We start from the raw sequence: 14915 nt of genomic DNA, 5'->3' as shown, positions 1-14915 counted from the left end.
GCTTTCGCACAGATAAAACCCTGTTGCTGACGCTTCGCTTTCGCACAGATAAAACCCTGTTGCTGACGCTTCGCTTTCGCACAGATAAAACCCTGTTGCTGACGCTTCGCTTTCGCACAGATAAAACCCTGTTGCTGACGCTTCGCTTTCGCTACAGAAAATACTTGTAGCTGACGCTTTGCTTTCGCTACATAAAACATTTGCTGAAAGAAGTTAAATTACATTGGAGTTACATAAATCTGTTTTTCAGTTGGATCCCAGAGGACAATCCCAACATCTTGATTTTGATCTATAATACGAATAGAAATGGGAATATAATCAAGTAAAATAGTATTCAATTTAGTACTAGTCAACTGTAAAAGGCCAATCAATTCAGTATCATTTATTAAAGGCACATTAACATCCATTCTTAATTCCGTTAAATTCCCGTTCTCATATCGAAGTTTACCAACTATTTTAGGATTTAAATGTTTAAAGCCTTCTTGAATATCTTCTTTGAAAATTAATAATTTACTATAACTTTCTTTGTCTAAACTATAAAGTGAATCTGAAGGGAATGTATAATTTTTTATATCTATACCAGCCCATTTATCTATTTTATCCTCGCCTTCAGGAATAAATGTTTGAGCTAAAAATATTCCTGGAATTATATCGTTTTTGTTGGATTCTTGATATAAAGTTAGGTGAATAGGAACATTAGGTATTTTACTATTGCTTCTTATGTCTTGTATTATAGTTGCGGCTATTTTCTTACCGTAATTTTCTACGTCATTAACCTTATCTTCATTAGTATCGACTTTAACTTGATCCGTATAAGTTAAGCCTTTATCATCATGTACTCTAATGTCATAAAATTCATTTAAGGATATGGCTAAAGACATTCCTTCAATTTTTCCATTTTCTTTGTTAATAAAATTTTGTTCTAAGACATGGGATAATATTTTAGGATTATTTTTTTCATCCTCTAAAATATCTCCAGTACTTTTTTCAATAGGTGGGTTTAAACCAAAACCTTCTTTTGATTTTCTATCTAACCAATTATTGATCATTTTTTTATCCAAATATTGACCTTCCTGCATATAAAACTTCTTTGTAGGAAAGTAATTGACTGATAAATCCATTAATCCTTTTTCAATTTCACTGACGTTTAATGAATTGTTCATATTACTAAGTATCAACCCTCTTGAAACGTTAGGTTGTGCAGGTTGTTTAATTTCATATATTTCCTTTTGTTGTATTGATGATACATACGTTTTCTTATCATTTTTAATAACTTGATCATCATCACTACAAGAAGCTAAAAGAAATAGTGGTGATAGAAAAAACAACATACTCTTCTTTATATTCATTTTAAAATACTCCTTACTTGATTCTTATATAATTATCGCGTATCAAAAGTTACGATAACTTCAGTTTGGCTAATCAAAAGTGAAATTGTTCCGATAAATCTTCAATGTATTCCTATAAAAATGAATTCATCACAATAACGTGGCCGCCTCGCTTCGTTGCAGGGTCTCATCTGTGACACAATACCCAAGGAGTTGCTTAGTCTGTAACTTTTGGTAATACAACATTATATTTACATTTTAAGTTTGATTCTGGTAAAAGTATATAATAAAAACTGATATCTTTTTCGTACGTCATAAAATCAAAATTTGCCTTACGCCATCGCTTTAATTTTTTAATAAATTGGAGGCATTGATAAAATGAATTTTCCTGAGTTTAAAAACTGTCTTTTGACAATAAGCGAAATCATTTATTTTGATAGCAATGAGTATCTTCGTGAAAAAACTTCTAATCCTTTTAGATTAAAGGAAATCATAGACATTGCTGAAAATTTAGTGGCGAGTATAACGAATGAAGATGAGAAATATTTTCTAATGGGAACGCTGGGGAATTTATATAGAATTTACGGAGAACCACAAAAAGCCGTTAACATTTTAACTGAATGCGTTTTTATTACTAGCAATCAGCACAACAGCAATCGTGAAATCGCGGCATTAATACGTCTTGGAGAGGCAATCAAATATAAAGGTAATCCAATGAAAGCATTAGAAATCTTCAACGAAGTTTTAGAGAAATGTAAGGCAAACAATAACTTGTTATATTTGGACTTTGCCATACAACATAAAGGGAAGTGTTTGTTAGAATTAGGGGGAATTGCTGAAGCAGAAAAATGCTTTGAAGAAGCATTAAAGTTAAGGGAATTTAAAGGTGATATATCACTTATTGAATCTACCCGACAAGCATTGAATTTTATAAAGAAACGGAATGCTAAAAACTTTACTGAATAGCCGTTAAAAGATCACACATTTTTTATGTAAAATAAATTGAAGGATTTATGGGCGATAAATTATCCTTATAAGTTCATTTAATTAAGTATAATTTGAATAAAGTTTACAAAAACTTGTAGTAAGCTGAGGCCATCATTTATGATGGTCTTTTTTTATAAAACGATAATTTTGAAAGCGGATACACTTTTCGCAGAGTTTTTTTCTTGTAACTATTGAATTGCTAGTGAAAACAATGTATAGTGAAGTGATTTGTCTGACGTCTGACTATCTACATATATTCAGTTTTAAGATCTAAAGCTGTTATTCAAGTTTCAATAATGGAGCATAATGAGTGACAGAAGGATTTGTAGTTTCGGATATCGAACGCGCAAAAATAATCAATATTATTTATGGAGGAACTCATGAGATACTTAATATCCATTTGTGGATTGCTACTTGTTTTTGGTTTAGCTCTGTTAATGAGTAAAAACAAAAAAGAAATAAAATATAAAAACATAATTATGATGTTAATCATTCAATTTATATTTGCAGCATTACTGCTAAATACGAAATTTGGTTATGTTCTAATCAAAGGATTTACAAATGTATTTGATCATTTATTGTCTTACGCAAGTACGGGCGTAACTTTTGTTTTTGGTGGTTTAGCGAATAAAGGAGAGTATTCCTTCTTCCTAAATGTGTTATTACCAATTATTTTTATATCTGTATTGATAGGGATTTTACAGCATTTCAGAATTCTTCCTTTCATCATGAAATGGATAGGTTTACTTTTAAGTAAAGTAAGTGGTATGGGGAAATTGGAATCCTATAATGCTGTTGCTTCTGCAATGGTAGGTCAATCTGAGGTATTTATTACTGTAAAAAAACAATTAGATAAGATTACTCCACAGCGAATGTATACATTATGCGCATCAGCAATGTCGACCGTTTCGATGTCAGTTGTTGGAGCATATATGACGATGATTGAACCAAAATATGTTGTGACGGCGATTGTCTTGAACTTGTTTGGTGGATTTATTATTGCTTCAATCATTAATCCGTATAGTGTAAAAGAAAGTGAAGATATCTTAGCGATTGAAGATGAAAATAAGCAAACTTTCTTCCAAATGCTTGGAGAATATATCATGGATGGATTTAAAGTAGCCGTCATTGTTGGAGCTATGCTGATCGGTTTCGTAGCATTAATGGATTTAATCAATTCAGTATTTGATATGATTTTCGGTATATCCTTCCAAGACATTTTAGGTTATATCTTTGCACCAATAGCTTTCCTAATGGGTGTACCATGGGCAGATGCTGTTTCTGCCGGAGGAATTATGGCAACTAAATTAGTAACGAATGAATTTGTTGCAATGGTAAGCCTTGGAGAAGTGGCTAAGTCTATGAGTGCACATACACTGGCTATTATTTCTGTATTTGTTGTATCCTTTGCAAACTTTTCATCGATCGGTATTATTGCTGGAGCAGTAAAAGGTTTGAATGAAAGGCAAGGAGATGTAGTTGCTCGTTTTGGTTTAAAGTTGTTGTACGGAGCAACACTTGTTAGTATCTTAACAGCTACAATTGTTGGTTTGGTTATTTAATTTATAAAAAAGAAGCAGTTGACTGCACTCCAATATGTATTGGGTGCAGTTTTTTTTATGGCTAAAGTGTGTGATTTTTGTACTTCATGAATGTTCAACGGTACAGTTTAGTTGAAGAATAGAAGGGGAGTAAGATAGCACACAGGCGCTTTTACATTAGTACATAAAAAAGCCACTTTATTTAAGTGACTTAGAAAACTAAGACCACCGTTGTTAAGATAGTCTTTTTGTTGAATTATTGGTTGTACCTTTTCTAAGAAAATGAATAAAAATGAGTAGTATTAGTTGAAATAGTGCAACAATCATAAATGCAATACCCAAAACAATGAATGAGACCATTCTAACTTCAGGAGTTTGAACTACCCCTGCATAATCAACTTCTCTTACGCCAATATATATTGCCCCAGCAGTAAAAATGAATAGCCATACAATATTTATAGCCCACCATATTTTCATACCCAAAATAAATATCTCCTTTCTATTCATAATTGTATTTGGTTTGCTACCGTAACTTAGGGATGATTTCCTTTCCAGCGAGGCGTTTCCAGAGGCGTCCGATGTGCCGCTTTGAGGAAACAGAATTTTGGTCACAAAGAGAGTCGCTAAAGAACTAAAATAAGGAGTATTCTAAGTAGAAACCCTCTTAATAAATGTCATCCCAGGTGATGAATTTAATGCTCCGATTATTGTTTTTAATTGTAACGTTTTCCCTTTTAACTGGAAACAAACTTTAGGCGGTGCTACTTCTCAGCCTCAAGACTGATTTCCTAATGTTTCTGCGCTCTCTCTTAATTTACTCATCATTTCGATATAAAAAGATATCCTCATTTGTTTAGTTAAATAAACAAGTAGTCGAGCAAACATCGTTTTGGCTGAGTTGCATATATCGAGCTAGATGGCAAGTTATGCCGTGTTAGAACAGGTACATTTTCAGGCAAGGAAGCAGCCAAAGCAGGGGCAAGTAAAGTAGAAACAGTTAATTAGCACAGGTAACAGATGTTATATCCAAATAATATTAAGTCCTAGGTGCTAATTAATTTTAGTCTGGGCTTTTTGTCTTTATACCATTAATGGTGATTTATAGTGAATTAATAAAAATTTATCGTTTTACGATAAAAAAATATTGACTAAGGATGTGTTATCGATTATTCTAACATAAGAAAGTTGAGAAGGCGGTGAATTATGAAACATAAGGAATTAGCAAAGTGGTTAAAAATTATTATTTTTTTCTGCTGCGTATTTGGTTTATTGTTCTGCGTCTATGTTGGGCCAGAAACAGGGAAGAATATATTGTCAGATTCTCATTCCTTAAAGGAATTATATAAACCTTTTATCGCATTTATTTGGATAACGGGTATACCTTACTTTTATGCTTTATGTATAGGCTGGAGTATCTGTTCAGACATTAATTTAGGCAACGATTTTACATTGAAAAATGCAAAAAGGTTAATGCGTATAAGTGTTTTAGCAATGACAGAAGGAGTTTTATATGTTATTGCACTACTTTATGTATTTATTAGTGGGAACTACAATACTAATCTTTTAATGATTCTTTTGCTAATACTATTTTTTGCAGTAGTTATTTCTGTATTTACTTCTTTACTTTCTTATTTAATGGGTAAAGCTAGTGAAATTAAAGAGGATAACGAATTAACGATTTGAGGTGTAACATGGGCATCATAGTTAATCTTGATGTAATGCTAGCTAAAAGGAAAATGAGTGTTACAGAACTATCAGAAAAGCTTGGTATCACAATGGCAAACGTCTCAATTCTAAAAAATGGAAAAGCAAAAGCGATTAAATTTTCAACATTAGAGAAGATATGTGAAGTATTAGACTGTCAACCAGGTGATATCTTGGAATATAAAAAATAAATAAACTAACTTTATTGGAGGAAAATATTATGAAAATGAAATATGTTATCGCATCTACACCAATACTTTTAGGAGTAATATGTTTAATTGCAAAAGCTATCATTGGAAGTAAAGTAGCTATAGATGGCACTTTAGAAGAACCTTTTTTCTTAATTCCAATTGGAATTTTATTATTCTTCTTAGGAATTGTGTCACTAGCTGGTGTGGCTTTGATTTCAATGTTTAAGAAAACACAAGTTTCAAATTAAAGTAATCAATTCAACCAACCATTAAAATAACCAGGTATTCATATGAGCGCCTGGTTTTATTTTATCTCCCTAACAATTGCTTTTTCTTCGCGTCAAATTCTTCCGGAGTCAATAACTCATCATTTAATAAATAATTCAATTCGCGAATTTCATCACCAAATCATACATGTCCTTTTCCTGTTAGCTGCAGGTATAGAGGCAGTTTTGGGCATGGTCTTAGATATCTAAATACCTGTTTTAATTTCAAGTGCAATATGTACTGGTACATCGTCAATGATAGCTATGTTTCCAGAAGATACGAATTCAATTTGCTTAGAGCTTTTAAGTAATAAATCGAATAAATCATCATATATAGATGAAACAGTGAATAGAGAACGACTAGCATTTTGATAAAAAAAAATCACCCTCCAATAATGGAGAGTGATTCGTTCAAAAGCCTTGTGGCTGTATGATTAAATTAAAAAGCCGCGTATGCCGTAGTTATTATAGAAAGTTTTAAACCACCACTCCTCAAAGTGGGTGTTCGCAGAAGCTTTCCTGCTTATCCTCATGCACCTTAGTGTGAGGCCCGTCATTCCAACTCCAATAATAAAACTCCCTTTTACAGCTTAAAGGTTAAAACTTAATATTGTACGAACAATGCAGCCTTTAAGGATATAATAAGACATGTTAAACAAACTTGCAAGTAAGATGGTTTGTACAAAAAAGTCAATGGGCAAGTGACCCAATTCATACGTTTTCAAAATGAAATATCTCCAAAAACATGAAACAGATTCATACTTTTTTCACAAATGCGAACGAAAAATACGAACAACCTTTACTTAGTAGGGCTTAGTATGTAAGATAAAGGAGCATATATAGGGTTTACCTAGAGAATAAGTAAAAGGAGGAAGCGGAAATGGCAGCTTATCCAAATTGTCCAAAATGTAATTCTGAATACACATATGAGGATGGAACAAACTTTGTATGTCCAGAATGTGCGCATGAGTGGAGCACAGATGTCACGGAGCAGGACACAGATACGTTAATCGTAAAGGATGCTCATGGCAATCTACTTGCAGACGGTGATTCCGTTACAGTTATTAAGGATTTAAAAGTTAAGGGCAGTTCTTCAACTTTAAAAATTGGGACCAAGGTGAAAAGCATTCGTCTCGTTGAAGGCGATCACAATATTGATTGTAAAATCGATGGCTTTGGTGCAATGAAATTAAAGTCAGAGTTCGTAAAAAAAGCATAAGTAAAAAAGAGTCGTGAAAATGAAGCGCCCAACTAGGAATGATGTTGGGAAGCTATTCAAAAAACGACTCTTTTTTTATTTCTGGATAAAGGAAGTTGCCTCAAATACATTGAGACAACTCCTTTTTGCAAGGTGTAACATTATTTTGTAAATCTACGAAATAGAATAGCAAAAGCAGCACCGAATAGTGCAAAAATAGTATGTAAAATGGCTATGAAGCTAGCTCCAATCAACAGTGTACCAATTTCCGTTAAGGAGTAGTGGGTGACATAGAGTGAATTATTGATATTGTTAATAATAGCCCATACGAAAACAGGTACAAAGCTGATAGCAAAAACAATCCAAATATTTTTGTAAAAGAAATAAGTAAGGCAGCCAAAAATTGCGTAAGATATAGCAAAGCTTGTTTGATTACCTAGTAAGGAAGAGTTAATGGCAAACATAAAGGATAGTACGATAAAAACAAGATGGAAAAATGTTATCGTTCTTTTCATTAATAAATGATAGCCTGGTGATTGCTTTGAAGTAGCGAGCTGCCGACAATGCTCACAAGTAGCTAAATGTTGTTCGACGAATTCTACAGTAGTTGCTTGGAGCACTTGTTTTTTATACAAAGGTAATAAATCCTCTACAATTGAACATTCCTGTGACAAAAGCTTCCCTCCAATCGAAATCTCCTTCCATTATACGACTTTTTTAAGAAAATAAAAAAAGCCTTCCGTGAGTTAATTCGTTCGGAAAACTTGTACATGCACCCTATTAATTTGATGTTAATACTTCATTGGTCAAAGCTTGAATATCAATATGTGTTTTTTCCTTCACAGCATCCTTCAGAATCTCAGTACGGAAATAGTGAACCGACGCTTCAAGAGGAATAGTTAAAATCTTGGAAAGGGCTGATTGATACATATGCACAAATTCTTTATCGGTGTTTCCTCGTTTTAACTCAGCAAAGGCTTCATAAAATTGATCAAGCTTATCAGCAAATTCAAGTAGGCGACCCTCTATTGTTTTATCCTTACCTTCTTTCATGCGCTCAAAGAAGACAGCCTGAAACTCTTGTGGAATCTCATCAATAATAAATTTCTCCATCATTTTATCTTCCACATGTGCAAGCATTTGTTTAAGCTCTGGGCTTGCATGCTTTACCGGTGTTTTAATATCGCCGATAAATACTTCAGCAAAGTCGTGGTTGATGGTTTTTTCATATAATGATTTCCAATTGATCGTAGCTCCGTTCATTTCTTCAAGTGTGGCAAAAAACATCGCATACTGCGATACCTTCCAAGAGTGAGCAGCCACATTGTGCTCCTCAAATTTGAAGCGTCCAGGGCAACGAATAATACGCTCTAAATCGTTAAGGCTTGTAAAAAATTGATGAATTCCTATAAAAATCACTCCTTTTTGGTCTATATGTGCATGTTACTATAATCCATACCCTCTTTGTGCAAATTTCAAACATCTTAACAATGATTCATTTTGCGTTTACAAAGGATTCACAATTGACGATAAAGCGCGTTTATGTTGGTGCTATAATGAGGGGGACTGAATCAATTATGCCTCGCCATAATTTAAGTAACTTAAACCCGCATTCATCTCACCACCTATAGAGGGGGGAGACATTTGTAACTACCGTTTCACTTACGTTACATTAAACACGTGTAGCTGACGCTTCGCTTTCGCTACATAAAAACACTTGTAGCTGACGCTTCGCTTTCGCTACATAAAAACACTTGTAGCTGACGCTTCGCTTTCGCTACATAAAAACACTTGCTGAAAAAAGTTAAAAGGGAGTATGCACCGTGATTTCAACTTATACACTTCTTCTTTACATACATATTTTAAGTGCCATTCTTTCGATTGGGCCATTGTTCGTTGTTTTAACAATTGTTAAAAAAATGCGTACAGCATCTCATGTTGAAATGTCACCATATATTGAGGCTTTTAAAGGAGCAATTACGATCGTCAAGCATTCGGGGCATGTTCTTGTTGCATCTGGTATTTTATTAATGTGGCAAGCGGGCTATCAGTGGAGTACCTCGTGGATAGTTCTTACATTTCTTGTGATGTTGGCCTCCATTGTTTTTTTAGCAAGAGCGTTCAAACCGACTTTACAGACATTTAATACACCTGCCTATGACCAGCAAAAATTTGCTTCATTGTTACATCGCAAAGCATGGATGTACATTTTATTATTGCTAATTATGTTATGGCTAATGGTAGCAAAGCCTGTACTTTGGTAAGAAGCTGGCTCATCACCAAAACGTGTGGTTGATTTCCGTTCCGACTGGGCGCTTTCCTGGGGGCGTCCGATGAGCCGCTTCGCTTCGCTGCAGGGTCTCATCTGTGACGCTTATCCCCAAGGAGTCGCCCAGTCTCCACTCCAATCAACCACTTCACATAGCAAATATCTTCTGGCATGACACTCTAATTTATAGTTATAAAACGATACTAAAGCAATTTTATGCAATAGCGTAGATGCTAACGTAGCGGCAGCAACAGATGTCTTAGGAAACGAAGCATTAGAATAACAGGCGTACAATTGCGTCACTGTAATAAGTCTTTTTTGTAGATTAAGTTGGGTAGCAATAGTGTTCACTTTTGAAATGAATAAAATTTCTAAAAGTTCTACACTATTGCTGATTGGAGTGAAGGGCTACTCGACTCCCGTGGGAAAGCGAGACAGGCGAAGACCCTGCACGGAGCGAATGTTTTCCGTGCGAAAGCGAAGCGACAGCAACGCCAGCGGAGGAAGCGGCTCGACGCTCGCCCACAGGAAAGCGAGTAGCCTGCACCTTCATTCAATGCGCCACAACATTCTCAAAGATCACCTTTAATTTTGTTTTTCAACATTTTTTCATCAATTGCTAAGCAAGCGTTTGAAATAGCTTTTGCGAATAAATATAAAACTAACGAAGAACAGGACAAAGAAGCATAAAGAGCTCATCATTGAGACTTGTAAAAATGATGTTGAAACCATTGTTCGCATAGCAAATAATGTAGCAAATAACATTGTAGTGGCTATCGCGAATGGTACAAATATAAGGATTGTCAGCTCTTTAGAAACAACAGTGAATAACTCTTTTTTAGATAGCCCGAGTTTTCGTATGCCTACATACTTTTCTTTTTCCTGAAGAAGTGTCGTTTGTAAATAGAAGTAGAGTATGCTCATAGCTGCACTTAAGAAAATTAAGCTCAACATAGATCCGATAAAGAACATAACACTTTTTGTAAACATCTCTGCGTCATACAATTCGATTTTTGAAGTTACATAACGTTCTTCATATATATGTGGGAAATCTTCAATAATTTTTTTCGCCAACTCTGTATGTGCCGTCCAATTGTCTAGCTCAAATAAATAGGTTTTGTAGACAGGAAATCTGATGCTGTTATAAACTTCATCAGGCACAATAAAATACGTTTGTTGGAAACCTGTTGTTAATAGATTTTTTTCATTTATAGATAAAAGCTTAAATTGCTTCAGATATTTGTCACCACTTACATTGGTAATTGGTAATGTTTTACGATTACCAGCAACTGCTGTAAATTCATTTGCACCTAAGCTAACCTTTTCATTGTGTAACAAGTTATAATCGGAAGCTGACATATAACCGAGTCGTTGATCTTCATTCGATTTAAATTCAATAAAATATTTTTGTGAATCCACTGCGGATAATTGTTTTTCAATATTTTTAATATCAGCTTCTACCATACTTGGATCAGCTTTTGGCGTGGCAATATACTGAAAACTGTATGGATAATTCGCCTCACTATCTTTTTCAACATTGTAGTAAGAACTAAATAAAATGCTTGTACATAAAAATACGCCGCTTAATAAAATAGTCATTAAAAATAGCATATTTGCATGTGATTTCATTTTTGCATTCAGATTGGAAGCCAGTAGCATATTCGTTTGTTTCATATAGGCTGACGATTTCTCAAAAGCTTTTAGCAGGAAACGCATTCCTTGTGAGATGATTAAATAAATTGTACAAAGAACACTCACGAAAAACACTACATAGAAAAGAATACCGAGACTATCTACAATGTCATGTTCTATTTTTAAAAAATAGCCTAAACCAATAGAAATCATAATACTAATGAATAATAAAAGATAATGTGGTTTTATCGACTTTTCGATGACAACATCACTTTTTAATAGTTGAATGGAAGCTTCTTTATTAATAAATCTTGTCATTACTTTTGAAATAACAACGAATAATACAAGGAATAAACCAATCGTTAACATGATAGCTTTAATAGGGAAATACATACTGAAAGTTTCTGCATTTAAAACAACTTTGGCACCCATTAAGAAGAGAGGCGAAATGACAAGCCCAAGAATGATGGCTGTAATAATCGCCAATACACCGATAAGAATATTTTCACGAAAAACGAGCGTGCGAATTTGTTTCATGGATGCACCAGTAATCATAAAAATACCTAGTGTTTTTGTTTTCTTCTTTAAAAAGGCCATGATGGAATAGGCGATATAGATAAATGAAAACAAATAGACGAGCAAACTTGCTAATATTAATGCAAGGCCAAGTGTTGAGTCTGGATCTAAACCTGCAAGACTTGGATGAAATACAATGACTGTAAATAAAAAGAAAATAATGATAGAAAACATACTGCTAAGAAAATACGAAACATAGGTCCATTTATCACGTAAAATATTTTGGATAACGATATGATTAAAGCTCATGTTGTCCACCACCTAAAAAAGCAAGTGTGTCCATGATTTCCTGGTAAAATTGTTTGCGATTATGACCACGATGAATTTCGTTATATAATTTACCATCCTTAATGAATATAATACGATTTGCGAAGCTTGCTACATAAGGATCATGTGTCACCATTAAAATGGAAGTTTTCAGTTCTGTATGAATAGAACTAAATAAATTCATGACATCATTTACTGCTTTTGAATCGAGATTTCCTGTAGGTTCATCTGCCAACAATAAACTTGGTTCATGAATAACCGCACGAGCAATAGCTACACGTTGTTTTTGCCCACCAGAAATTTCATAAATTCGTTTTGAAAGAAGCTCTTCAATTCCAAGAAATTGAGATACATGTTGAAGTCGTTGCCGCATTTTATCGGCAGGTAAACTATCTAAAGTTAACGGTAATAAAATATTTTCTTTCACCGTTAATGTGTGTACAAGATTAAAATCTTGAAAGACAAAGCCTAATTCTGAACGGCGGAACTTTGCAAGCTCTTCATCATCTAATGAATAGGGATTTCTACCATTTATAAGAATTTCGCCAATAGTAGGGCGATCGATTGTTGACACGCTATTTAAAAATGTAGTTTTTCCACTTCCTGAAGGCCCCATAACGGCTACGAATTCATTCTCACCAAGTTGAAAATCTATGCCATTCAATGCCTTATATGTGATTTCTCCGATATATTCTTTTTGCAGATTGGTCACTTGTAGGATTGAGTTTCCCATCTTTGAACAACTCCCTTACTTCGATTGAATAGCTTAAGTATAAAGAAGGAGTAGCATTTTACCTATTTGGTTAAATGACGTCAATATGACAAAGTTGTCATATTACGAGCTTACAATCATGATTTTTTCACGCTATATGAAAAATCTATGGAGAAGGTAGTGACGCACTCATGGGACTGTAAAGTAAAAGGGTGCTCTAATTCAGTTAAAATCTTTTTCACTAAATACAAGCCTATACCTGTTGCCTCACCGCTCGTTCTACCTTTCACACCTGTATAAAATAAATCAAAGACACGTGAAATTTCACTCTCAGGAATCGTATCTCCATAGTTTTTAATTCGTAAAGTAGCTTCGTCATAAATAATTTGAATAGAACTTTCGGATTCACAGTACTTAATGGCGTTATTGATGATTTGATAAAGTACAATTTTTAACCATTTTCGATCTGAATAAATAATAGTATTTTCAACAAGCGTCACTTTTGGAAAAACTTCTTTGGCAATGAAATAATCCTTTAAATCGTTAACAACTTCTTTAATAAGCTCTTTTAATGAGAGTGCTTCTATTTTTAAATCAGCCACAAGATTGGACGTGCGTTCATATGTTAGCAGCTGATTAAGGGTAAACGTCAGCTTATCGCATTCTTGGTTAATTGTTTGCAAATGCTCGGATTGGCTATTTGCATTAGATTGAATAAGCAGTTGAATAACCGACAATGGCGTTTTCATTTGATGGGCAAAATGTGAAAGCACAAGTTGCTTTTCGTTTTCTTGCTCCTCTAAATGTTGCTGCTGTGTTAAGTATAGATATTGCATTTGTCGTAGTTTTTGGCTGTAGGCTTGCTCAATCCCAGCCTGTGGTTCATACAGATGGAGGTCATCGCTTGTTAATGTGTTGTTCTGTAAATGAGCATAGAGCTTTTTTCTGCGATAATAACGTCCGATCAGCCAAATGGTAAATAGGAAGCTAACGAGAAAGATAAAATAAAGATAGTGTGAAGATAAATCATCCAATGAATGAATGATCCAAGGTAATAACAGAAAGCTTACACAATAAAGAATGATGACACTAACATGATCTCGAAAGAACAGCTTCATTCTTCTGCCTCCACTAATTGATAACCAAGTCCACGAATTGTTTTAATTTCTAGTCTAGATTGGATAGTCTCGAATTTTTTGCGTAATCGGCCAATGTTAACAGATAAAGTGTTTTCTTCAACAAAGGATTCATCATCCCAAATGGCACTTAACAATTTTTGGCGAGGAACAACATTAGGATAAGCTTCAAATAGTAGTTTGCTGAGCTGCATCTCTTTTAACGTTAACAGGCTCTCATGTTTCTCGGTGTAAAGGCGAACTGTATTAGCATTTAACGTTGTATTAGCAATAGATATTGAATTAGATTCGGAGGAAGCATATTCTCCGTATGTACGACGAATAAGACCATTCACTTTTGCCATAAGCACATCTAACGAGAAGGGCTTAGTGATAAAATCATCCGCACCATTTTCAATACCGTGCACTTGATCGATGTCATTTACACGCGCAGATACAATGATGATAGGGCATTTGGATAGCTGACGGATTTTGCGTGACCAAAAGTACCCATCATAAGTTGGCAGGTTAATGTCCATAACAACGAGATGAGGTTGAATAGCTTGAAATTCTTCTGCTATATGATTAAATTGTTGGACGGTATGGCATTCAAATTGATATTTTGATAAATGCTCCACAATAATCTTTGAAATATTGGGATCATCCTCTATTATGTATATTTTGTACATAGTATCGACCTTTCTTTATAAGGTATCATTTAAAAATGGCGAATTTATCAAAATATACGATGTTGATTAGTTGATTGGAGTGGAGACTGGGCGACTCCTTGGGGATCAGCAATAGAGGAACGAAGGCTAAAATCATCACATCCTGTGATAACGCCTTCGTGACCAACATCGTGTTGGCCCGAGACCCTGCAGCGAAGCGGATGTTTTCTGTGCGAAAGCGTAGCGGCAGCAACAAAAGCGGCTCATCGGACGCCCCCAGGAAGCTTTGCTCTGTGCGAAAGCGAAGCGACAGCAATTGTTTTATCTGTGCGAAAGCGAAGCGACAGCAACAACAAAGCGCCCAGTCGGAACGGAAATCAACCACACGTTATGCTGATAATCTTCTTTATTTATATAATGTACCCTGATTTTTAAAATTCCATTAATATTCGTCATTGAAT

16 protein-coding genes, 1 other RNA gene and 1 pseudogene are annotated in these 14915 nt (G+C 34.5%); 8 read left to right on the top strand and 10 right to left on the bottom strand.

Features of this window, described 5'->3' with window-relative positions:
- Window positions 1-200 (bottom strand): annotated as a pseudogene (locus AC1DCY_RS19200) (hypothetical protein); the annotation flags it as partial.
- Between the two features lie 18 nt (window positions 201-218).
- Entirely contained in the window at window positions 219-1349 is a 1131-nt protein-coding gene (locus AC1DCY_RS19195; protein WP_477352756.1) for a CamS family sex pheromone protein, read from the bottom strand.
- A gap of 357 nt (window positions 1350-1706) precedes the next feature.
- Between AC1DCY_RS19195 and AC1DCY_RS19190 the strand changes: the two genes are divergently transcribed.
- Complete coding sequence (locus AC1DCY_RS19190) at window positions 1707-2294, top strand: hypothetical protein (RefSeq protein WP_477352754.1); 588 nt, start codon at window positions 1707-1709, stop codon at window positions 2292-2294.
- Window positions 2295-2695: 401 nt separating this feature from the next.
- Window positions 2696-3877, top strand: a complete 1182-nt coding sequence (locus AC1DCY_RS19185) for a NupC/NupG family nucleoside CNT transporter (protein WP_477352752.1) — start codon at window positions 2696-2698, stop codon at window positions 3875-3877.
- A gap of 213 nt (window positions 3878-4090) precedes the next feature.
- On the opposite strand, the gene AC1DCY_RS19180 is transcribed toward AC1DCY_RS19185, so the two are convergent.
- Complete coding sequence (locus tag AC1DCY_RS19180) at window positions 4091-4333, bottom strand: DUF3923 family protein (protein WP_477352760.1); 243 nt, start codon at window positions 4331-4333, stop codon at window positions 4091-4093.
- 726 nt (window positions 4334-5059) lie between these two features.
- On the opposite strand from AC1DCY_RS19180, the gene AC1DCY_RS19175 reads away from it, so the two are divergent.
- From AC1DCY_RS19175 to AC1DCY_RS19165, 3 genes are read left to right on the top strand one after another with little or no spacing between them, the layout of a single operon-like run.
- Window positions 5060-5539, top strand: a complete 480-nt coding sequence (locus AC1DCY_RS19175) for a DUF2975 domain-containing protein (protein ID WP_477352750.1) — start codon at window positions 5060-5062, stop codon at window positions 5537-5539.
- Between the two features lie 8 nt (window positions 5540-5547).
- Window positions 5548-5751: a helix-turn-helix domain-containing protein gene (locus AC1DCY_RS19170; protein WP_049667274.1), complete on the top strand. Its 204-nt coding sequence runs from the start codon at window positions 5548-5550 to the stop codon at window positions 5749-5751.
- 29 nt (window positions 5752-5780) lie between these two features.
- Entirely contained in the window at window positions 5781-5999 is a 219-nt protein-coding gene (locus AC1DCY_RS19165) for a DUF3955 domain-containing protein (protein ID WP_477352748.1), read from the top strand.
- A gap of 458 nt (window positions 6000-6457) precedes the next feature.
- Here the strand turns inward: AC1DCY_RS19165 and ssrS are convergent.
- A non-coding RNA gene (ssrS, locus tag AC1DCY_RS19160) (6S RNA) lies at window positions 6458-6650 on the bottom strand.
- 247 nt (window positions 6651-6897) lie between these two features.
- Between ssrS and AC1DCY_RS19155 the strand changes: the two genes are divergently transcribed.
- Complete coding sequence (locus AC1DCY_RS19155; protein ID WP_402775111.1) at window positions 6898-7236, top strand: zinc ribbon domain-containing protein YjdM; 339 nt, start codon at window positions 6898-6900, stop codon at window positions 7234-7236.
- Between the two features lie 140 nt (window positions 7237-7376).
- Here AC1DCY_RS19155 and AC1DCY_RS19150 read toward each other — a convergent pair whose 3' ends face one another.
- The gene (locus AC1DCY_RS19150) at window positions 7377-7889 is read right to left on the bottom strand and encodes a zf-HC2 domain-containing protein (RefSeq protein WP_477352746.1); all 513 of its coding nucleotides are present in this window, start codon (window positions 7887-7889) and stop codon (window positions 7377-7379) included.
- Between the two features lie 106 nt (window positions 7890-7995).
- Window positions 7996-8634 (bottom strand): YfbR-like 5'-deoxynucleotidase, encoded by a 639-nt coding sequence (locus AC1DCY_RS19145; protein ID WP_477352744.1) that lies wholly within the window; start codon window positions 8632-8634, stop codon window positions 7996-7998.
- Window positions 8635-9038: 404 nt separating this feature from the next.
- On the opposite strand from AC1DCY_RS19145, the gene AC1DCY_RS19140 reads away from it, so the two are divergent.
- Complete coding sequence (locus AC1DCY_RS19140; RefSeq protein WP_477352742.1) at window positions 9039-9479, top strand: DUF2269 family protein; 441 nt, start codon at window positions 9039-9041, stop codon at window positions 9477-9479.
- Window positions 9480-10096: 617 nt separating this feature from the next.
- On the opposite strand, the gene AC1DCY_RS19135 is transcribed toward AC1DCY_RS19140, so the two are convergent.
- The 4 genes from AC1DCY_RS19135 to AC1DCY_RS19120 all read right to left on the bottom strand — a co-directional run bounded on the left by AC1DCY_RS19135 (window position 10097) and on the right by AC1DCY_RS19120 (window position 14475).
- Window positions 10097-11941: an FtsX-like permease family protein gene (locus AC1DCY_RS19135; protein ID WP_477352741.1), complete on the bottom strand. Its 1845-nt coding sequence runs from the start codon at window positions 11939-11941 to the stop codon at window positions 10097-10099.
- The gene (locus AC1DCY_RS19130) at window positions 11931-12692 is read right to left on the bottom strand and encodes an ABC transporter ATP-binding protein (RefSeq protein WP_477352740.1); all 762 of its coding nucleotides are present in this window, start codon (window positions 12690-12692) and stop codon (window positions 11931-11933) included. The genes AC1DCY_RS19135 and AC1DCY_RS19130 overlap by 11 nt, the downstream gene beginning before the upstream one ends.
- Before the next feature lie 116 nt (window positions 12693-12808).
- Window positions 12809-13789, bottom strand: a complete 981-nt coding sequence (locus AC1DCY_RS19125) for a sensor histidine kinase (RefSeq protein ID WP_477352738.1) — start codon at window positions 13787-13789, stop codon at window positions 12809-12811.
- The gene (locus tag AC1DCY_RS19120) at window positions 13786-14475 is read right to left on the bottom strand and encodes a response regulator transcription factor (protein WP_460013710.1); all 690 of its coding nucleotides are present in this window, start codon (window positions 14473-14475) and stop codon (window positions 13786-13788) included. Before AC1DCY_RS19120 ends, AC1DCY_RS19125 begins: the two co-directional genes overlap by 4 nt.
- Before the next feature lie 98 nt (window positions 14476-14573).
- On the opposite strand from AC1DCY_RS19120, the gene AC1DCY_RS19115 reads away from it, so the two are divergent.
- A complete protein-coding gene (locus tag AC1DCY_RS19115) occupies window positions 14574-14882 on the top strand; it encodes a hypothetical protein (protein WP_477352736.1) in 309 nt (102 codons plus the stop codon).
- Window positions 14883-14915: the final 33 nt, after the last annotated feature.

This window comes from Lysinibacillus sp. 10T31, from assembly GCF_056394365.1.
This window is presented reverse-complemented; position numbering and strand designations above follow the sequence as displayed.